This window comes from [Scytonema hofmanni] UTEX 2349 (genome assembly GCF_000582685.1).
GTDB classification, from domain to species: domain Bacteria; phylum Cyanobacteriota; class Cyanobacteriia; order Cyanobacteriales; family Nostocaceae; genus Hassallia; species Hassallia hofmanni.
On sequence record NZ_KK073769.1, the window covers coordinates 125,565 to 145,021 of the forward strand.

Here is a 19,457-nt window from a genome sequence, read left to right on the forward strand (position 1 = left end):
ACAACAAGACAGACTTTTAGCACTTGCCTTCTTGGTTATGGATTCACTCCATCTACAGATGAGTAAGCATTAATACCACGACTATTAGCCAAATCACGCAATGAGAGAACCGTGAAAATTACCAAAGTACCCAGCAAACAGGCGCCGATAAGTTGGTGAGAAACGGTTAGAGGCTCGACTTGGAGATGTAACTTAAAAGTGGCAACTCCCAACAAAATCTGTAAAAATAGCAGTCCAGCAGTTATCTTAGCTAATTGTCGCAAAGCTGGATGTAGTGCTGGTGTACGCAACGAGAGAAATACTACAGCCAAAGTTGCGACAGTTGGCGGTATCACCCCACCGATATGACTGTACATTACAGCACAAAGTTCAGAACCGCCAAAGCATTGATGTAGTGCCCAGCGAGATCCGACCAAAGCACCAAGCAAACTTTGTAGATAAACCAAAATTGCGGCAGTTAAACTTACCCAAGGTAACTTACCAACAGTTCCAGTTCCTTGGTAGGGGGCGAGTGCCGTGCCGATAACTAGTAGAGTAATGAAAAATAACAATGCCGTTGCCAAATGCGCGGTAACGATATCAAAGCGCAAAAGTTCAGTAACGGTGAGTCCACCCAAAATGCCTTGGAAGACAATTAAAAACAGCGAGAAAAGAGAAGCCCAAGGAAGCCATCTGGGTACATATCGACGATGCCACCAGCTTAATGTGGCAAGAGCGATCGCGCTCAATCCAATCAACGAAGCATCTAATCTGTGAAACCACTCCAGAAAAACTTGGAAATTCATTTGTTTAGCTGGCACAAGTTCCCCGTAGCACAAGGGCCAATCTGGGCAAGCGAGTCCAGCATTCATCACGCGGGTGGCACTGCCTATTGCCATCAAAATTAAGGTGGCTACACAAATTTTCCACACCAAGCGACGAATCATTTCCTTGGGTTTTTGCTGCTCTTGTGCCGCTTCATTTTGTTGTTCTAGGACAAATTCGCTCATGAATGATACCTTCACACCAGCTGTTTGTACGCCTTCTAAAATTTGTAAGTTAGGATACACTCTGCCTCAAAAGCGCAAGTGTCCTTTTCATTTCCACCCTAGCGTATAAACCAAGGTTAAAGATTAGCTCTGATTTATACTGTGAATGAACGAATCGACTTTTAGCCAAAAGCTTTAGAGAATTTTCTCTTTTGCCAGCACTTGATTAATGGCAATGATTTAACTTATCTAAATTCTTTGTTAAATTTTTGCCTGATATTTACATCTATTCCTGGCAATACCTAGCAAATCCCCTGAAGGCAAAATGAGAAAAGCCCCGAAAAAAATTAATAAAAATTTCAGACCGATACACTCAATGTCTTATAGGCTGGACTACCGTAGTAAGTGAGCAGCTCTGTCCAAAATAGTAAAGTCATTAACTCTAATCAACCGTGAAAATTCCAAGTTCAATCTGGACGTTACTCATTGGCATCCTGCTGACACTGGTCAGCCTCTGGTACGGTCAAAATCACGGTCTGTTGCCTACAGCAGCAACTGACGAAGCCGATTTAATGGATGGTCTGTTTAACACGATGATGATCGTCTCAACGGGTATATTTTTGCTCGTCGAGGGTGTTTTGATTTATTGTGCGATTAAATACCGTCGTCGTCCTGGCGACAATGAAGATGGACCACCCGTCGAAGGCAACGTACCTTTAGAAATTCTTTGGACAGCGATCCCAGCAATTATCGTTCTCGGTATTTCTGTTTACAGCTTCGACGTGTATAACGAAATGGGCGGCTTTGACCCCCACGCCGCTCACGAAGCCCCTCTACAGCAGCAGTCGATGACAATGCCTGGGGCAGCGATCGCCGCAACTTTAAACGACACTCCACCCAGCACAGAACCCAACCTTAATCAGGAAAAATCTGATGAGGCAATGCAAGACCCCGCTACAGCAGCAGTCCGCAATGCCGATCAAATTCCTCAATTGCGAAATGCCCCTGGTGTAGGTATTGTTGCTCCCACCATCGGTCCGGTTCCCGAAAAAGAAGGCAAACCACCGGCACTGGTAGTGAACGTTACGGCTATGCAGTATGCGTTTATTTTTACCTATCCAGAAACTGAAGTTATCTCCGGTGAACTCCACGTTCCCGTCGGACGCGAAGTGGAACTCAACATGAGCGCTAATGATGTAATTCACGCTTTCTGGGTACCAGAGTTTCGTCTCAAACAAGATATAATTCCCGGTCGGCAAACTGAAGTTCGCTTTACACCGAAAAAAGAAGGTGATTATGACCTGATTTGTGCTGAACTTTGTGGTCCGTATCACGGTGCCATGAGAACACAAGTTATTGTGGAAAATCAGGAAGCTTTTGATAACTGGATACAAGAGCAACTAGTTGCCAGCACCCAAACCCTAAATCAAGCCGTTGCCGTCAATCCAGCCGACATATCACCAGATAAATTTCTCGCTCCTTATACCAAGGAAATGGGAATTGAACCAGCAATACTTCATCAAATTCACCATTAGTTATTGGTTAGTAGAGACGCGATTAATCGCGTCTGTACAATGTTAGTGGTTAGTAGAGACGCGATTAATCCCGTCTGTACAGTGTTAGTGGTTATTATGAGCGGGAAAACCCTGCCCCTATTAGAACCGTGGTTAAGTAAAACAACTAACAACCAAAAGGACTTTTATGACACAAGCACAGTTGCAGGAAACTGCGAATACCCCTGCCCTCAATGAGGAACCAGGGGAAAGAAAATGGCAAGACTACTTCGGCTTTAACACCGACCATAAGGTAATTGGAATTCAATACCTGGTTAGTACGTTCATTTTTTACTGCATCGGTGGGGTAATGGCTGACTTAGTTCGCACCGAACTACGGACGCCAGAAGTAGATTTTGTGACGCCAGAAGTTTATAACAGTTTGTTTACGCTGCACGCCACAATCATGATTTTCTTGTGGATTGTGCCTGCGGGTGCGGGGTTTGCTAACTTCTTGATCCCCTTGATGATTGGGGCAAAAGATATGGCATTCCCCCGCTTGAATGCTGTGGCTTTTTGGATGGTTCCCCCAGCTGGTATATTGCTCATCAGCAGTTTAGTGGTAGGCGATGCACCGGATGCCGGCTGGACTTCCTACCCTCCCTTGAGCTTGGTTACAGGTCAAGTGGGTGAGGGAATATGGATTATGAGCGTCCTTTTGCTGGGGACATCTTCGATTTTGGGGGCAATTAATTTCCTTGTCACCTTGCTGAAGATGCGTACCCCCGGTATGGGTTTTTTCCAAATGCCCTTGTTCTGCTGGGCAATGCTTTCTACTTCAGCCCTGGTTTTGGTATCAACCCCAGTGTTAGCAGCGGGCTTGATTTTGTTGTCTTTTGACTTAATTGCCGGAACAGCATTTTTTAACCCGACTGGTGGTGGCGATCCGGTTGTATACCAGCACATGTTCTGGTTTTACTCGCACCCAGCAGTTTACATCATGATTTTGCCCTTTTTTGGGGCGATTTCTGAAGTGATTCCGGTTAATTCCCGCAAGCCGATTTTCGGATATAAAGCGATCGCCTATTCCAGTCTCGCTATCAGCTTTTTGGGACTAATCGTCTGGGCACACCACATGTTTACCAGCGGTATCCCCGGTTGGTTGCGGATGTTCTTTATGATCACCACCATGATCATCGCCGTACCCACCGGGATTAAAATTTTTAGCTGGTTGGCAACTATGTGGGGTGGCAAAATCCGCCTGACAACCGCCATGTTGTTTGCAATGGGCTTTGTTGGCACTTTTGTAATTGGCGGAATCAGTGGCGTAATGTTGGCGGCAGTACCTTTTGATATTCACGTCCACGACACCTATTTTGTTGTCGCACACTTGCACTACGTGCTTTTTGGTGGTAGCGTTCTCGGCATTTATTCCGCGATTTACCACTGGTTCCCGAAAATGACGGGACGAATGCTTAACGAATTTTGGGGTAAGGTTCACTTTGCCTTAACTATCGTCGGTCTAAATATGGCATTCTTACCCATGCACAAGCTGGGAATGATGGGCATGAACCGACGTGTTGCCCAATATGACCCCAAATTTACATTTTTGAATGAAATCTGCACTTACGGTGCTTATATACTGGCGGTTTCCACATTCCCCTTCATTATCAATGCGATTTGGAGTTGGATGTATGGTGCCAAAGCAGGTAACAATCCTTGGGATGCTCTTACTTTAGAGTGGATGACTACCTCACCACCAGCGATCGAGAATTTTGACAAACTTCCAGTATTGGCTACCGGACCCTACGACTACGGTTTGGAAAAAGCGAAAGAAGGTGTACCCCTAGACGATCCCAATCCAGTTTTGTCTGGCGGTCCTAACTCTGTATTACGTGCCGAACCAGATCCAACGGTTGCGGCAAATCCCGAAGACCGCAAATCATGAAGAGGGGGAAAGGGGAAAGGGGAAAGGGGAAAGGGGAAAAATATCATGAGTGATTTAAGTAACTCTTTATTTCCATACCTTTACCCTTTACCCCTTCCCCTTTACCCCTCTTAAAAAAACCCTTTTTTCCTTTCCCCTTTTCCCCTCCTTGATAAAGGATAGAGGATGAAAAATAATACTTCATACTCTATCCTTCATATTTCATCCTTAATACTTTATCCTTGTTAAAGATTCATGCAAAGTCAAACTATTGACCCAGCTCAAATAGCTCTCAACCATCACCACGCAGCGACAACAGAGGCTCATCACGAAGAACATCCAGACCATCGCATATTTGGTCTAATTGTCTTCCTCATCGCTGAGGGGATGATTTTTATCGGACTGTTTGGAGCTTATCTCGTTTTCCGTGCTAGTTTACCTGTGTGGCCCCCAGAAGGCACGCCAGAATTAGAATTGTTGCTCCCCGCAGTCAACACTGTTAATCTGATTGCAAGCAGTTTTGTTATGCACAATGCTGACACCGCCATTAAAAAGAATGATGCGCGGGGTATGCGAATTTGGTTGGCGATAACTGCGGTAATGGGTACTACTTTCTTGCTAGGTCAGGTATATGAATATACCCATCTAGAATTTGGTTTAACTACGAATTTGTTTGCTAGTGCATTTTACGTTTTGACTGGCTTCCACGGATTGCACGTTACCATCGGTGTTCTGGCGATTCTTGCGGTATTGTGGCGATCGCGCACCAAGGATCACTACAATAGCGAAAAGCACTTTGGCATCGAAGCTGCGGAAATTTACTGGCACTTCGTTGACGTAATTTGGATTATCCTTTTCGGCTTGATATACCTACTTTAAGTATCAATTTTTTCTTGATGCTACAACTAAACCTCCTATAACAGGAGGTTTTTTATTAGAAGCTTTATCAATTTCAGTAAATTTTTTGCTTATACGAAGTTGCAATCTGATTGGTAGTACTCAGTCCGAAGCAATCTCATGGACAAAGACATGAAAAATTCAGTATTGACTAAAAGTACCAAAAAAGGTACAAAAGTAATAGTATCAGGTCTGACTAGTTTAAACAGATTTGATATATGACAGAGAAACGAATTCCAGCAAAGTTCTATCAAAATGAAAATGGTAAGGAGCCAGTTCGTGATTGGTTAAAAAACTTAGATCGAGAAGAACGTAGGTTGATCGGTACTGACATTAAAACAGTCGAATTTGGTTTTCCAATTGGAATGCCGATTTGTCGTCCAATGGGTGATGGACTTTTTGAAGTCCGTACAAATTTACCTCAAGGTATAGCCCGTGTACTGTTTTGTATTCATGAAGGTGAGATGGTTTTACTTCATGGATTTATAAAAAAATCTCAAAAAACTCCTAAACAAGAGTTGAATTTAGCGAAGGAGCGGAAATTAGAGGTGAAAGGATGAACAACAACTTACATATTGGTTCGTCACTTGATGATTTTCTAGAAGAAGAAGGCATACTTGAAGAGATTAATTTAATTGCCATCAAGCGAGTTATAGCTTGGCAAATTAAACATGCGATGGAAGAGAAAAAGCTAACTAAGTCAGACATGGCAAAACAGATGAAAACTAGCAGGTCATCTCTTGACAGACTTTTAGATCCAAACAACACATCCGTAACCTTAGATACTATTGATCGTGCAGCAAAAATCATTGGTAAACGAGTACGTTTTGAATTAGTAGATGTACCTTAAAACGCCAAAATTAAAAGTAAAGCACTCTTGTATACTTTATACAAAGGTGCTTTTTTATTAAACTGAGCGATCGCACTCTTTGACAAGGCTGTTTTACCAAAGGTCGCGATCCTGTTAATCTGGTGAAAATGTCGGGAAATAATATTTAGACGACATTAAGTCAATGGTATAAAATTGTATCGTCGATAGAAGAATCTACAATGTTGAATTATTCAAACCGTAAAATTACTGATGACTTTAAACATTAATAAAAGCTAATTTCAGAAAAATGAAAAAGAGTAATTAATAAATATGTATCATTTTGAAGAGGCTAAAGACTACAAGCAAAGAAATAATTGGTCTATAGATAGAATGAAATTTGAAATTGAAGAACTAGATAAAATATATCCATTTTTAACTGAAAAATACAAAGAATTAGAAGCGCGTATAGACTATTATTATAATTTGATAAATGAAGCTAATTTTTCTGAAAATTTCCATGAAATTGCTGAATTAAGAATAAACGCAGAGAATATACGAGATGAAATGGACAAATGTCAAAATCAAATTTGGCAGAATTGGGAAAAAAGAGAAGAACTCGTAAAAATTTTAAGAAGTAAATTAACCCCGTGAGATAAATCGTTCAGTGCTATCTAAAAATTTCTCCACTGTCTTTAATCCCCAAAACCATAGAACCCACGCCTCTAGAGCCTAACGTTGGTTTTAGGGGTTAATTTTTATTATTGCTTAAATAAAAACCTGGTGTAAACCACTATAAACCAACTTATATGCTAGCTCTACTTATTAGCTATTTCAAGGTGATAATCTAGTTACAGGCACTCAGATTATTTCTGAAAAAGCCAAAAAAAGGATGATTTCCAATGCTTTACAAAGTACCATTAGTGCTTTCACCGCAACTTGAGGGTGGTTTCACTGTCACATCGCCCCTTCTACCAGAGTTAGTTACTGAGGGAGATACAGTCGAGGAAGCTTTAATTAATGTTCGTGATGCTTTAGCTGCTGTAGTTGAAGCTTATGATGACCTTGGACGAAGTTTACCTGCGAACATGAAGGTTAGCGATCGCACTCACCCAATCTGAATGTCCATAAAGTGCCTTTATTAACTCACCTCTAGTCAAATTCCGCAGATTGTGAAAAGTTGTAGATGCATTTAATTAGCCCGCGTAGGCGGGCTTTGTTTGTATAGCCCCAGGCTAAAGCGCCTGAACGCGATCGCGTGCGCGGGAGCGCAGGGGCGAATAAAGCGCAACCTCAGATAGAATTGGTATAAGTTATAAGATTCACCATTAAAGTCAATATTACCAATCCTCCTAAAATAGCTAAAACTTGAGTCGTTCTGTTACTTTTAACGAGAATTTCTGAGTAAGATAGTTCATGATTTTGAATCAGTAAAAAGGAATGGGGATTAAATATAAAAGGGAATAAACGATTCAAAAGTAAGCGCACAAAGAAGTTTAAACTCCATAATCGCTTCTGTAAAGGGTCTTGATTATATTGCCAAGGATAACTAATTTGTACTAAGCGGATTAAGGCTTTAATATCTGGTTGGCGTAAGCTTTCATACCGAGGAAGTGCTTGAGAGAGATTATCTTGAGTTGCTGCCAAAATTTCATGTATTTGATAAACATCTTCTAAGGCAGAATTAACGCCTTGTCCAATGTCCGGAGGAAAACAATGAGCTGCATCTCCCAATAAAATTACCGCTGTTCCTTGGTTATCTTCAGGTTTTCCCCAAATTTGATACAAAGAAGAACAATATTGAGGAATAGGAAATTTACCCCCATCACTAGATGCAAATCTGGCTATTTCTTCCGGAGAAATAATTTTTTCTAGGGGAAGTTGAGGAAATGCTTCTTTCAGGAATTCTTTAACTTCTTCTTTGGTTTCTAATTGCCAGATTTCATGATCTGGGTAGGTAATAATATTTGCAGTCCTTGGTTGATGAGGATTTTTAAAGGGTAATAACCCCAGAGAAATTGCTTTTTTCCGTCCTTTAAAAGTAGACCTAATAGCATAAGCCATTGTAGTTTGTGATAAATCTCCTTCTGACTCTGATAAGGGAAATTGAGGAGGTAAAGTGAGAACTTTGTATTTTAAACCAGAACTAGGAGAAGGAAATTTTTGCATCTCAAAGGAATGTGATTCACCTTCCATTTGATGAAGAGTTTGACGCACAATAGAGCTTAAGCCATCACAACCTACTAACAGAGTAGGAATAAAGCTCAATTTTTCCTCTCTTTGAGATTGAGTAATAATTTCTAAATGCTCTACATGTTGTTTAATTTCTACACATTCAGTATTAAATAAGACCTGAATTGAATCTTGCCAGTGTTGATGAATTTCTTGGTAAAGTAAATCCACAAAAGATGCTCTTGGCAACCAGTAAGCAGTCTTGCGTTTAGAATCAGCAATGGGTAGTTTCGTTGTTTTGCGTGTGCCGTCTTTTTGAATGAGAGTCAAATAAAATTCGGTATTAGGGACACTCAAATCAGCTAGTTTGGCAGTTAGTTCTAACAAATCAGTTAATTTTTGCCCTCGACCATCAATTTGATAACTAAAGGATTTATCTGGTTCGTAATAATCTGCTGATGGTCTTTTTTCAATAACTGTAATATCTTTCCAGCCTCTTTTCGCTAACATTAAAGCTGTGCCTAATCCCGCAGGACTTCCTCCCATAATGACAACATTTTTCTTGTAGAAGTGATTCATTAGACCTCTTGCAAAAAAGTTTTGTGGTATATTATTAGGCTAAACAAATTTTCTAATTTTAGCCCAATTTTTAGAACTTTTTTTGGTCTTGGACATCCTTATCTAATTATATTTGTGCTTAACACAAAGCTGCACAAGTACGTCCGATCGCTTACTTTTATTTACTGACTGTGCCAAAGTTTAACTTTTTTATCAAAACCACCGCTAGCGAGCATTTGACCATCAGGACTAAAAGCGATCGCACTCACCCAATCTGAGTGAGCGTAAAGTGTCTTGATTAACTCACCTGTAGTCAAATTCCACACTTTAATTCCATCTCTACCAGCACTAGCTAAAGTTTGTCCATCAGGATTTATAGCGATCGCATTCACCCAGTTATCATGTCCGGTGAGAGTTTTACTTAGTTCTCCAGTGTTCAAATTCCAAAGTTTAATCGTGCGATCGCGACTCGCAGTAACTAAACTTTTCCCGTCTGGTGTAAAAACTACCGCACTGACTATATTAGAATGGGCTGGAAATCCCCGAATTAACTTACCAGTACTCAAATCCCATAGTTTAATTACACCTTTATTATCACCGCTAGCAAGGGTCTGACCATCAGGACTTATTGCCAGAGTAAAAATTGCATTATCAAAGCGTGCCAGAGTCGCTAGGGGTCGCTGCTGTAATAAATCCCACATGCGAATACCATCTAAAGCACCGCTAACAAGAACCTTACTATCAGGCGACACAGCTAAAGACAATATACTACTGCTATGCCCGACAAAAGAACGGGTAAAGTAATTCCTTTTCAGGTTCCAAAGATTGATAAAATTGTCATTACCACAGCTTACTAAAGTTTTCCCATCTGGTGAAATCAACAAAGATTCCACAGCTGTTTTGTGTGCTTTGCGAATAGTCCCTACCCTTTTACCAGTCTTAGTATTCCACAAACGAATTACACCTTCATTATCAGCACCCCCACTCACCACAATCTTGCTATCTGGACTGAAGGCTAAAGATTTAATCGTTCCCGCGTGTCCACTAAAAGTGTAAAGTAACTGTGGATTAGCAAAGCTTTGAGGAGCTTGGGATGGTATTACTTCAAAAGTAGCATCAGCCGCACGAACACAAAACCCTTCCCAGAACGTAACAGGAAGGGCAACAGCTGTAGCAAATGCAAAAATAATATATGGGCGAAAGAAAATAGCGCCCTTATTTTTTCCCTTACTCCTCACTCTTTTTCCTCACTTTTTCATAAAAAATATCGGGATGCGGGAAACTCAGCTTTTTAAAGCTTCCTAGTGGAGCGTTATAACTTATAAGTTACGAGACGTTGCGCCGGAACGTCTCTACCTCACTTTTGTAGAGACGCGAAATTTCGCGTCTCTACAGAAATTTCGCGTCTCTACAGAAATTTCGCGTCTCTACAGGGATGGTTTTTTCTTAGAAACGGTTAGCAGTGGTAAAGCAGAGCTAGACGAGCGAGAGGGCAAATAATGTTGCACCACAGGCTCTTCTGGCAAAGGGCGACTCTGTTGGATGCGCCACCAGCGCCATCCAAGAGTTATACCAGCAGTTCCCAAACCAAAAGCGAACAATGACCAGCTATCGTCAAACCCACCAATTAGCGCCTCGATAATGCCCATCGTAATCAATGCACTAACTAATGGTTCTCTACGGTACGCTGACTTCAAAAAACGAGGTAATACAGCATTCATCTTTTGCTTGATTGGTTTTTGTTCACAAGATAGGCGTAAATTTACTGAGAATACCTCACCCGGAGGAGGCACTTTTAATCAGAGCCACTAAGAAATTATAGTTATCTTTAGTAGGGGGAGAGAAGTGTAGAAATTAAGGAGCTTCCATCATAATAGTTGCAAGTCTAGGATAACACTTACTTTCATTGCGTGTACTGTGCGGTTGAGCAGCCTTAAACGACTGGTGGCAAGAGGTACGCAATTAAGTTGCAGGAACTTTAATCAGCTGACATCAACTGGTTAAAATTTCTGCAACTCACGCTTACAACTTTTAACAAGTCAGCAAGCAGAAGTTATAGACATCTCCAGAATTTAATTATGCATTGCCCGAAACCCTTGTAAAGACTACCAAGTGCTACGTCTATGTCTAAGGGTGAAGCTTGTGCGATCGCAGTTCTATCTCAGACCGAGCCATGATAGCACTCCTTGGTTGGTGAAGTATTCAATCGCCACCATCAAAATGAAACCAATCATGGCAGCTCGACCATTCAAGCGTTCAGCATATTCATTAAAGCCAAATTTCGGCTCTTCTAATTTGGGTGTAACGGTTGGTTGTGGTTGTGTCATCATAAATAACTCCTATTTTCGGCAAACTGAACTTTACATTGATAAGTCGGAACTTCGGATTTGAAACCGCATAGTAGCGCTTAAATGTCAACCAAAAAATTGGCAAAATTTCTGCACTATTGCCATTGTGTAACATTTTTTAATTATTCTTTATATATTCTAAGAATACTGGAGCAATAGTCAAGGGCAATTAGAAAGACGATAGGTGAGGATAACACAACTTTAGCTATCTCTAATACGGAAGTAGCAAGTCAGAAACTGGCAGGCTAAAGTTAAACAAAAAATCAATCAGAGGCAGTAAATGGAAATTGGTGTTCCGAAAGAAAGTAAAGATCAAGAGTTTCGGGTAGGGTTGAGTCCTTCTAGCGTGCGGGTGTTGCGGGAAAATGGTCACAACATCTTTGTTGAAACACACGCTGGTACTGGTGCTGGATTTACAGATGATGATTATAAAACCGTTGGGGCAGAAATTGTTTCTACACCGGATGCTGCTTGGAATCGGGATTTAGTTGTCAAGGTGAAAGAACCACTGGCATCAGAATATAAATTTTTACAAAAAGGGCAGTTACTGTTTACTTATTTGCATTTAGCAGCCGATCGCAAATTGACCGAGCATTTAATAGATTGTGGTACATGTGCGATCGCCTACGAAACTGTAGAACAACCTGGTGCCAACAAATTACCTTTGCTCTCTCCCATGAGCATCATTGCTGGTCGTTTATCAGTACAATTTGGCGCAAGGTTCCTTGAACGTCAGCAAGGTGGTAGAGGTGTGCTTTTGGGCGGTGTTCCCGGCGTCAAACCAGGTAAAGTAGTAATTTTAGGTGGTGGTGTCGTTGGCACAGAAGCCGCGAAAATTGCTGTCGGTATGGGTGCCTCTGTCCAGATTTTAGATGTTAATGTTGAGCGTTTATCTTACTTAGAAACTTTATTTGGCTCTAGAGTCGAACTCATCTACAGTAACTCCGCCCACATCGAAACCGCGCTCATTGAAGCTGACTTGCTGATTGGTGCAGTTTTAATTCCCGGACGTAGGGCACCGATTTTAGTCAAGCGTGACTTAGTTAAACAAATGCGTCCTGGTTCTGTAATTATCGATGTTGCCGTGGATCAAGGCGGTTGCGTAGAAACTTTACATCCTACATCTCACACCAACCCAATATATATCGAGGAAGATGTAGTGCATTATGGCGTTCCGAATATGCCAGGGGCAGTACCTTGGACAGCAACCCAAGCTCTCAATAACAGTACCTTACCATACGTTGTCGAGTTAGCAAATCTGGGAACTAAAGCGTTAGAAATTAACCCAGCATTAGCCAAAGGTGTAAATGTACAGAATCATCACTTAGTCCATCCTGCGGTGCAGTCAGTTTTTCCTGACTTAGTAAATTAGTTTTTCACGATACTTAGCTAATTTATGTCTACTAGTACCCCAAGACGGAAGTCAAAAGTCACTCATTCAAAAGTCAAAAGTAATATGGAGTAAGCTTTTTAGCGATTGAGAATGGTTGGTTTATTTACGCGCCCGCTGTACTAGTACATTAGGGCAAAAAAAAGTGACCAGCCTTATTTTCTAGATCCTCGATACCGCACGACTTTTTACGGATGAAGGCTGGTCACTTTTTTCCGACTTCCTCCACTAGTCTGTCAAGGTTAAATTGATGGGTAGTGGGAGAAAAATGCTCGCGTCGTGAGCGAGACGCTCACACTACCAATCCGTCAAAATCAATTTCACAGACTACTACGTAAAACCACACTTGATAACTTTTCTGAATGTATCAAACATGTAAATACTAAATCCCCATAAGGCTTACAGTGTCGAACGTGAAGGCATTTTTCTTGAAAAAAGTAAAAAACTAGAAAATTGGGGTAGACACCACACTTGTATAGGACTTACGCGGCGGATAAAATTCCGTTGAAATGCGTAAGTCTTATTTTTATTTGGCAAGTATTTTATTAAGTAATTATTTATTTGTCAATATAATTAATCAAAAGTTTAGGCTAATAAACTTTACTTTATATTTTTTTTGTAAATAAGAAAAAATAACATTACGTATGCTCTTAATAAAGTTTACTTAAACCTCAAAAATAATAGCTATAATAAACAAACAACAAAAGCAATTGTCTCTAAAAATGTTCTTCAACTACAAGTTAAAAACACATTATTATGGGTCTACCTAAATAAGTTTTTAGCGGTAGTTTCAAGGCAAGCTTAGGAAAAGAAAAGAAGGGAGGTGCCGAATCTTTAGCACAGCAATGGGCTAAAAAGTATCTGCACAAGCTTCAAGTTGATGAAGACGATGAAGAAACCATTCACACGGTGAGTTTAAAAGAAGGTGTCTCGCAAGGAGGATGAGAAAAAACAGATGACAAATTAATGGAGTCTTTACCCAGCGTTAGTGTAAAAGCTTGGAACAAAACCGAGGCACTTTTAGCAAATGCCGAAGTCAAGGGACATAACATCAAACCAATTTGATTAATCCTTGAGAAATTGCCGCTGATTCTTTTAACATTAGAATTTATGCAAAAATCCTTTGTAACTCTCTTTTCTTCTCCTTTGGGAGACGCACAAGGGACGTGTCTTCCTCTTCGAGAGGCTTCAAGGACGTGTCTTCTCCTGTGGGAGACGGGCAAGGGACGTGGTTGATTTTTCCGTGAGTTGTACGTAAGACTTGAATATTTACCAAACCCCACCTTAATGCTATATTTTCAGGTTATGTGGCAGATGTTCTATCTGGAAGTGTTTGGTGAACTCGATCTGGATAGAAAATCAGACAAAGTTGATGAAGAATTTTGGCAAGCGTTATTTAGCTAACAGAAGATATCTCAACTTAATCTCTAAAATTTTACATTATGGGTTAAGTCATTCTGTCACTGACTGCATTTCATTTTTCAGCCAATGTGCGCTTTGTGTCCCGTCACAACACCAACAATTAAATTTTCCTTTTTATATTTTATTAGAAAAGAAGGAATCCTGTGACAAAACCAGCATTTTTTGTTTTAGTGACGCCGCTTGTTTCCTGACAATAACTCTGATATTCTTATCACTTTCATGTCTGAGTTAGATTTTTCAAATGACAATGTTAATATTCAGCAAATAGCATGATAATGACTAATAAAAAGTGGGCTGTGAAACGTATTACTGTAAACCTTGCAACACAAGAAGCAGAAAAACTGGAAAAATATTGTCAGCAGACAGGTAGACCAGCAACTGATGTGATACGAGAATTAATCCGAGGGTTACAAGTTTCTGACGATATCAATGGAGCAAAAAACTGAGAATAAGGAAGACTTTCTTGACAACGGGGACTTTTGACTATTGACTATTAACTCTTGACTAAATACGAGTAGCAAATTCCGGCACCAACCCAGTTACAATCTGTAAAGAAGCTGAAAAGGAAAGACGGAATGCGTGTTGCAATCGTAGGTGCGGGACTGGCTGGACTAGCAACGGCAGTAGATTTAGCTGATGCGGGTTGTGAAGTCCAGATTTTTGAGTCCCGTCCCTTTGTGGGTGGTAAAGTTAGTAGTTGGGTTGATGGCGATGGCAATCACGTTGAAATGGGGTTGCATGTTTTTTTTGGGTGCTACTATGAGATATTTGAATTGATGAAGAAAGTGGGGGCATTTGACAACTTACGCCTCAAAGAACACACCCACACCTTTATCAATAAAGGGGGAAAAACTGGTGCCTTGGATTTTCGTTTTTTTACAGGTGCGCCATTTAATGGGTTTAAAGCATTTTTTACAACTTCTCAACTCTCAGTTTTGGATAAATTGCAGAATGCTCTAGCTTTAGCTACAAGCCCAGTAGTACGGGGTTTGGTAGACTTTGATGGAGCGATGAGAAATATCCGCAAGTTGGATAAAGTCAGCTTTGCCGATTGGTTCCGCAGTCACGGCGGCAGTAATGGTAGCATCAAACGCATGTGGAACCCGATCGCTTATGCGCTGGGTTTTATTGATTGCGAAAATATGTCTGCTCGTTGTATGTTGACAATTTTCCAGTTATTTGCTGTTAGAACCGAAGCATCAATACTGCGAATGTTAGAAGGTTCCCCCCAAGAGTATTTGCACAAGCCGATTCTAGAATATTTAGAAGCAAGAGGAACCAAAATTTATACACGTCGGCAAGTACGAGAAATTAAGTTTACTTCTGGGGAAGAAACTCATGTTACTGGTATCACCGTTGCCCAAGGTGAGACAGAAGAAAATATCACGGCTGATGCCTACGTCTTTGCTTGCGATATCCCCGGAATTCAAAGAATTATACCCCAAGAGTGGCGCAAGTGGTCAGAATTTGACAATATTTATAAGTTAGAAGCGGTGCCAGTAGCAACAGTGCAGTTGCGGTTTGATGGTTGGGTGACAGAATTGCAAGATGCCCAGAAGCGCAAACAGCTAAATCATGCGGCGGGGATCGATAATTTGTTGTATACCGCTGATGCTGACTTTTCTTGTTTTGCGGATTTGGCTTTGACTAGCCCCGCTGATTATTATCGAGAAGGCGAGGGTTCTTTGTTACAATTGGTGCTGACACCGGGAGATCCGTTTATTAAACAAAGTAACGAGGCGATCGCTTCTCACGTCCTCAAACAAGTACACGAGTTGTTTCCCTCGTCGCAAGAGCTAAATATGACTTGGTACAGTGTAGTCAAACTTGCTCAGTCTCTTTATCGGGAATCACCAGGAATGGATGTTTACCGTCCTCACCAAAAGACACCAGTACCTAACTTTTTCCTAGCGGGTAGTTACACCCAACAAGATTATATCGATAGCATGGAGGGAGCGACAATATCCGGGCGGCGTGCGGCGAAGGTGATTTTAGAGAATGTCAAGAAGTAACGAACCGCCAAAGACTCCAAGGACACCAAGGAAGAAGAAAGAATGGCAGACTGGCTAGAGCATAGCGTGCAAGTAGAAGTAGAGGCTCCTATAGAGTTAGTATGGAGCCTCTGGTCAGATTTGGAGCAAATGCCGCGCTGGATGAAGTGGATTGAGTCGGTGAAGATTCCTGAAGATAATCCAGAGCTATCTATTTGGACGCTTAATACTGGTGGTTTGCAGTTTAGCTGGAAATCCCGGATTTTGAAAATGATTCCCAATCAAATTATTCAATGGGAATCAATTGACGGTTTGCCGAATCAAGGAGCGATTCGCTTTTACGATCGCAAAGAAAGCAGTATTGTGAAACTTAGCATCTCCTATGCTATCCCTGGTATCCTTGGCAAAATTATGGATAATTTGTTTTTGGGACGAGCGGTAGAATCTACAATTAAAGCTGATTTAGAGCGGTTTAGAGAATACGCTCTCAATGTGAAATCGAATTAAATCAGAAGCAATCTTAACAATTGGGTTGATGCTCTCAAAGATGTCAAAAAAGCCAGTCAAGCTATACCTTCACTTGGTTGCTAGCCTGTAAAGTAAAGTAGTAAGTTGAGCATCAGGAGCAGCCATGTACGTGCTAATTGGTGGAGCCGGCTTAGTAGGGGTGAGTTTGGCTCAAAAATTGGTAGAACTAGGGCATACAGTTGCCGTCATTGACATTGATCCTAATGCTTGCCGTTATGCGCGTGAACAAGTAGGAGCGATGGCTTTTGAAGGCAGTGCTGTGAGTACAGAAGTATTGTTAGAAGCTGGGATTCGTAAAGCCGACTCTTTAGTAGCTGCTCTGCGAAATGATGCTTTGAACTTGGCAATGGTGACTCTAAGCAAGCACTACGGTGTTCCCCATATTCTGGCTCGGATGCGTCACTCTGATTTTGCTCAACCATTTCGTTTGGCAGGAGCCAACCATATCATTGGTACTGTTGAGCTAGCGGTTTCAACGATGGTAAATGCCATTGAGTATCCGCAAGTAGAATCGATGATGCATTTTGACCAGGGGCAGATTGAAGTTTTGAAACTCTCCATTCCCAACAATTGCTACGTAGTTGGTCGTACCATTGCCGAAATTGCTCAGGATTCGCGATTTCCCACTGGCTCTCTAATTATTGGCTATCAACCCCATCCTCACGAAGATTTGATGATTCCTAACGGCAGTACAGTACTAGAACCCGGTTCAACTGTGCTGATTGTGACTAAACCTGGCACATTACATCAAGTCATTGATTTTATCGAAGGATGTAAATAATAATTTTAATGAAGCTGTACCTAAATTTTTATTTAGCAATTGCTGTTATTATTCTTGTTTCTTGCACATCGTCTAAGGTTCCACCAAAGTCACAATCAAATACCCAACGGGTAACTCCATCTCAAAAGGTGGTAACTTTAGATGAAAATTTCAAAATAGCAATGGGTCAAACCATCTATGTCCCTATCTATTCCCATATCTATCATCAGGATCAGCAGGATCAAGAGAAGATTTTCAATTTAGCGGCTACGCTGAGTATTCGTAATACAGATTTGACAAAACCTATCATCATTACTTCTGTACGCTACTACGATTCAAATGGTAAGTTAGTTAAACAATATTTAGAGCGCCCGATTGAACTTAGTGCGATCGCTTCTTGTGATTTTGTCGTGAATAAAACCGACACCAGTGGAGGTTTAGGAGCAAACTTTATTGTGGAGTGGGTAGCCCAAACAAAAGTTTCTGAGCCTGTGATTGAAGCAGTTATGATTGGTACTGACTTCCAACAAGGAATTTCTTTTATTAGTCCTGGCAGGGTAATCAAAAGTCAAAGCGATCGCTCATCTTCTGTCCAAGGTTCTTAAAAAGCGATCAATCATCCTCAAGTCGGAGCAATTGTTCATCAAGAGTTTGTATCCGTCCTCTGACAATTTCTTCTGAGAGAATTCGCTTCCGCATTGCCTCATTGAGCGCTCCTTTTTCTGCCAGTAGTAAACGGCGGCGAATGGCATCAAGTTTACTGCTGTTGCCACTTCTGGCTTCCAACTCATCCGGGCGACGATTATATAGTTCCCGCAGTGTCTTTTCTGCTCCTGCTACTCGCACCTGATAAGCTGAACGCATCTCTTCATAGACGGCTTTTGGTAACACCCCCGACTTCAGCAAACTATCTAATTCATCTTGTGCTGCTTTACCCGTCATCAGCTGGGCTTGCAATTCTTCAACTTGTTGCTGAACCTCTGAAAATTTAGTTAATTTTAAACGTTTTACCACCCACGGCAAACTTAAACCCTGTCCTACTAACGACACCAGCACACAGCCGAAGACTATAGCTATAAGGACTTCTCGCCCTGGTAGTGTGGTAGGTAAACTCAACGCCAGAGCCATTGAGAGTGAACCTTTGATATTGCCCAAAAAGAGTAAATGTTGCCAGCGTAGCGGAATTGGTCGGTCAAACCAACGAATCCCTGCTAGCAGGGGATAAACCGTAAGAACTCGCCCTACTTGATAAGCCAAAACAGCAAGTAGAATAGCAGGTAAAGCCCTCCAGAGTGTTACCAGGTTTATTTCTACACCAATCAGCAGAAAAATAAAGGTGTTGACGGTAAAACTGGCATATTCCCAGAAACTCAACAAAGTGATCCGACTAGAAGCAGAAGTATTGCCAGAAATCCCAAAATTACCGAAAATTAATCCAGCTACAACTACTGCAACAGCACCTGATACACCTATAAATTGCCCTACCTGAAAAGTTCCTAATGCAACTGCGACCGTGAGTAATAGGCTGCTCAGGGGATCATCTAAACGGGCAAATACAGGTATGCTCAAGTAGCCCAAGACTAACCCCACCACGCACCCTCCTAGAGCGATAAATAGCAGTTGTTGGATTCCCTCTAGTAACGTCAGCGAACCTGTGGAATATACTTGCAAAATCAAGTTGAATGAAACTAGGGCAGCAGCATCGTTGAATAAAGTTTCTCCTTCAACAATGGTCGAAAGCCGGGAAGGTACTGGTATCTCATTAAAGACGGCAATCATTGAAACGGTATCAGTGTTTGCCAGAATGACTCCTACAAATAAAGCGGGTATCCAAGTCAATCCCAGCCCAAATTTCAACAGGACGGCAATAATAGCACTGGAAAGCACAGCCCCTGGACCAGCCAGGAGAGCAATTGGTTTAAACGTGCTTCGTAGACGGCTGACATCTGTATTGATGCCAGCTTCAAAGATGAGAATTGGCAGGAAAAGATTCAAAACAAGGGTTGGATCTAAACCAATGCGACGAGACAATAGCTCAGTGATCGGTAAACCCGCTAACACTAAACCCGTCACATAGGGGATTCGCAACCGACGGGATAGCAGGGCTACACCAGTGGCAACGAGCAGAAGAATAATTAAAATCTGTACTAATTCAGCAACATCCACTTTGGTTCTAGAAATTTGTTGTCAATTCT

General features: G+C 41.4%; 19 protein-coding genes. 13 read left to right on the top strand and 6 right to left on the bottom strand.

Features of this window, described 5'->3' with window-relative positions; genetic code table 11:
* Nucleotides 1-35: 35 nt before the first annotated feature.
* Nucleotides 36-989, bottom strand: coding sequence for a COX15/CtaA family protein (locus TOL9009_RS0130350; RefSeq protein ID WP_029637192.1), 954 nt, complete (start codon nt 987-989; stop codon nt 36-38).
* Between the two features lie 431 nt (nt 990-1,420).
* On the opposite strand from TOL9009_RS0130350, the gene TOL9009_RS0130355 reads away from it, so the two are divergent.
* The 7 genes from TOL9009_RS0130355 (at nt 1,421) to TOL9009_RS0130390 (ending at nt 7,214) form a co-directional block, all read left to right on the top strand.
* Nucleotides 1,421-2,503 (top strand): cytochrome c oxidase subunit II, encoded by a 1,083-nt coding sequence (locus TOL9009_RS0130355; RefSeq protein ID WP_029637193.1) that lies wholly within the window; start codon nt 1,421-1,423, stop codon nt 2,501-2,503.
* A 166-nt stretch (nt 2,504-2,669) separates the two neighbouring features.
* Entirely contained in the window at nt 2,670-4,409 is a 1,740-nt protein-coding gene (gene ctaD, locus TOL9009_RS0130360) for a cytochrome c oxidase subunit I (RefSeq protein ID WP_029637194.1), read from the top strand.
* A 234-nt stretch (nt 4,410-4,643) separates the two neighbouring features.
* Nucleotides 4,644-5,267 carry a cytochrome c oxidase subunit 3 gene (locus TOL9009_RS0130370; protein ID WP_029637195.1) on the top strand — a complete coding sequence of 208 codons (624 nt, stop codon included), beginning with the start codon at nt 4,644-4,646 and terminating at the stop codon, nt 5,265-5,267.
* A gap of 236 nt (nt 5,268-5,503) precedes the next feature.
* On the top strand, nt 5,504-5,845 hold the full coding sequence (locus TOL9009_RS0130375) for a type II toxin-antitoxin system RelE/ParE family toxin (protein WP_029637196.1): 342 nt from the start codon (nt 5,504-5,506) through the stop codon (nt 5,843-5,845).
* Entirely contained in the window at nt 5,842-6,135 is a 294-nt protein-coding gene (locus TOL9009_RS0130380; RefSeq protein WP_029637197.1) for a helix-turn-helix domain-containing protein, read from the top strand. Before TOL9009_RS0130375 ends, TOL9009_RS0130380 begins: the two co-directional genes overlap by 4 nt.
* A 291-nt stretch (nt 6,136-6,426) precedes the next feature.
* Nucleotides 6,427-6,747, top strand: coding sequence for a hypothetical protein (locus TOL9009_RS0130385; RefSeq protein WP_029637198.1), 321 nt, complete (start codon nt 6,427-6,429; stop codon nt 6,745-6,747).
* 248 nt (nt 6,748-6,995) lie between these two features.
* Nucleotides 6,996-7,214, top strand: coding sequence for a type II toxin-antitoxin system HicB family antitoxin (locus tag TOL9009_RS0130390; RefSeq protein ID WP_029637199.1), 219 nt, complete (start codon nt 6,996-6,998; stop codon nt 7,212-7,214).
* Between the two features lie 172 nt (nt 7,215-7,386).
* Here the strand turns inward: TOL9009_RS0130390 and TOL9009_RS0130395 are convergent, their stop codons facing one another.
* From TOL9009_RS0130395 to TOL9009_RS46400, 4 genes are all read right to left on the bottom strand, one after another.
* On the bottom strand, nt 7,387-8,844 hold the full coding sequence (locus TOL9009_RS0130395; protein WP_029637200.1) for an FAD-dependent oxidoreductase: 1,458 nt from the start codon (nt 8,842-8,844) through the stop codon (nt 7,387-7,389).
* A gap of 161 nt (nt 8,845-9,005) precedes the next feature.
* Nucleotides 9,006-10,061, bottom strand: coding sequence for a WD40 repeat domain-containing protein (locus tag TOL9009_RS0130400; protein WP_029637201.1), 1,056 nt, complete (start codon nt 10,059-10,061; stop codon nt 9,006-9,008).
* Between the two features lie 189 nt (nt 10,062-10,250).
* Nucleotides 10,251-10,544, bottom strand: coding sequence for a hypothetical protein (locus TOL9009_RS0130405; protein ID WP_029637202.1), 294 nt, complete (start codon nt 10,542-10,544; stop codon nt 10,251-10,253).
* A 435-nt stretch (nt 10,545-10,979) separates the two neighbouring features.
* On the bottom strand, nt 10,980-11,150 hold the full coding sequence (locus tag TOL9009_RS46400; protein WP_029637203.1) for a chlorophyll a/b-binding protein: 171 nt from the start codon (nt 11,148-11,150) through the stop codon (nt 10,980-10,982).
* Between the two features lie 301 nt (nt 11,151-11,451).
* On the opposite strand from TOL9009_RS46400, the gene ald reads away from it, so the two are divergent.
* The 6 genes from ald (at nt 11,452) to TOL9009_RS0130450 (ending at nt 17,867) form a co-directional block, all read left to right on the top strand.
* Nucleotides 11,452-12,543 (top strand): alanine dehydrogenase, encoded by a 1,092-nt coding sequence (gene ald, locus TOL9009_RS0130415; RefSeq protein ID WP_029637204.1) that lies wholly within the window; start codon nt 11,452-11,454, stop codon nt 12,541-12,543.
* A gap of 1,709 nt (nt 12,544-14,252) precedes the next feature.
* Nucleotides 14,253-14,429 carry a ribbon-helix-helix domain-containing protein gene (locus tag TOL9009_RS0130430; RefSeq protein WP_186227729.1) on the top strand — a complete coding sequence of 59 codons (177 nt, stop codon included), beginning with the start codon at nt 14,253-14,255 and terminating at the stop codon, nt 14,427-14,429.
* Nucleotides 14,430-14,558: 129 nt separating this feature from the next.
* On the top strand, nt 14,559-15,995 hold the full coding sequence (gene zds / locus TOL9009_RS0130435; RefSeq protein WP_029637206.1) for a 9,9'-di-cis-zeta-carotene desaturase: 1,437 nt from the start codon (nt 14,559-14,561) through the stop codon (nt 15,993-15,995).
* A gap of 42 nt (nt 15,996-16,037) precedes the next feature.
* A complete protein-coding gene (locus tag TOL9009_RS0130440; protein ID WP_029637207.1) occupies nt 16,038-16,481 on the top strand; it encodes an SRPBCC family protein in 444 nt (147 codons plus the stop codon).
* A 124-nt stretch (nt 16,482-16,605) separates the two neighbouring features.
* Complete coding sequence (locus TOL9009_RS0130445) at nt 16,606-17,283, top strand: potassium channel family protein (RefSeq protein ID WP_029637208.1); 678 nt, start codon at nt 16,606-16,608, stop codon at nt 17,281-17,283.
* Nucleotides 17,284-17,291: 8 nt separating this feature from the next.
* Nucleotides 17,292-17,867, top strand: a complete 576-nt coding sequence (locus TOL9009_RS0130450; protein WP_029637209.1) for a DUF3124 domain-containing protein — start codon at nt 17,292-17,294, stop codon at nt 17,865-17,867.
* Nucleotides 17,868-17,874: 7 nt separating this feature from the next.
* On the opposite strand, the gene TOL9009_RS0130455 is transcribed toward TOL9009_RS0130450, so the two are convergent.
* A complete protein-coding gene (locus TOL9009_RS0130455; RefSeq protein ID WP_029637210.1) occupies nt 17,875-19,428 on the bottom strand; it encodes a cation:proton antiporter in 1,554 nt (517 codons plus the stop codon).
* Between the last annotated feature and the right edge of the window lie 29 nt (nt 19,429-19,457).

Bases quoted from the DNA above. Each gene is read 5' to 3' on its own strand.
- TOL9009_RS0130405 (WP_029637202.1), bottom strand. From the start codon at position 10,544: ATGAATGCTGTATTACCTCGTTTTTTGAAGTCAGCGTACCGTAGAGAA.
- TOL9009_RS0130385 (WP_029637198.1), top strand. From the start codon at position 6,427: ATGTATCATTTTGAAGAGGCTAAAGACTACAAGCAAAGAAATAATTGG.
- TOL9009_RS46400 (WP_029637203.1), bottom strand. From the start codon at position 11,150: ATGACACAACCACAACCAACCGTTACACCCAAATTAGAAGAGCCGAAA.
- TOL9009_RS0130445 (WP_029637208.1), top strand. From the start codon at position 16,606: ATGTACGTGCTAATTGGTGGAGCCGGCTTAGTAGGGGTGAGTTTGGCT.
- ctaD (WP_029637194.1), top strand. From the start codon at position 2,670: ATGACACAAGCACAGTTGCAGGAAACTGCGAATACCCCTGCCCTCAAT.
- TOL9009_RS0130390 (WP_029637199.1), top strand. From the start codon at position 6,996: ATGCTTTACAAAGTACCATTAGTGCTTTCACCGCAACTTGAGGGTGGT.
- zds (WP_029637206.1), top strand. From the start codon at position 14,559: ATGCGTGTTGCAATCGTAGGTGCGGGACTGGCTGGACTAGCAACGGCA.
- TOL9009_RS0130395 (WP_029637200.1), bottom strand. From the start codon at position 8,844: ATGAATCACTTCTACAAGAAAAATGTTGTCATTATGGGAGGAAGTCCT.
- TOL9009_RS0130430 (WP_186227729.1), top strand. From the start codon at position 14,253: ATGATAATGACTAATAAAAAGTGGGCTGTGAAACGTATTACTGTAAAC.
- TOL9009_RS0130450 (WP_029637209.1), top strand. From the start codon at position 17,292: ATGAAGCTGTACCTAAATTTTTATTTAGCAATTGCTGTTATTATTCTT.
- TOL9009_RS0130380 (WP_029637197.1), top strand. From the start codon at position 5,842: ATGAACAACAACTTACATATTGGTTCGTCACTTGATGATTTTCTAGAA.
- TOL9009_RS0130370 (WP_029637195.1), top strand. From the start codon at position 4,644: ATGCAAAGTCAAACTATTGACCCAGCTCAAATAGCTCTCAACCATCAC.
- TOL9009_RS0130350 (WP_029637192.1), bottom strand. From the start codon at position 989: ATGAGCGAATTTGTCCTAGAACAACAAAATGAAGCGGCACAAGAGCAG.
- TOL9009_RS0130375 (WP_029637196.1), top strand. From the start codon at position 5,504: ATGACAGAGAAACGAATTCCAGCAAAGTTCTATCAAAATGAAAATGGT.
- ald (WP_029637204.1), top strand. From the start codon at position 11,452: ATGGAAATTGGTGTTCCGAAAGAAAGTAAAGATCAAGAGTTTCGGGTA.
- TOL9009_RS0130440 (WP_029637207.1), top strand. From the start codon at position 16,038: ATGGCAGACTGGCTAGAGCATAGCGTGCAAGTAGAAGTAGAGGCTCCT.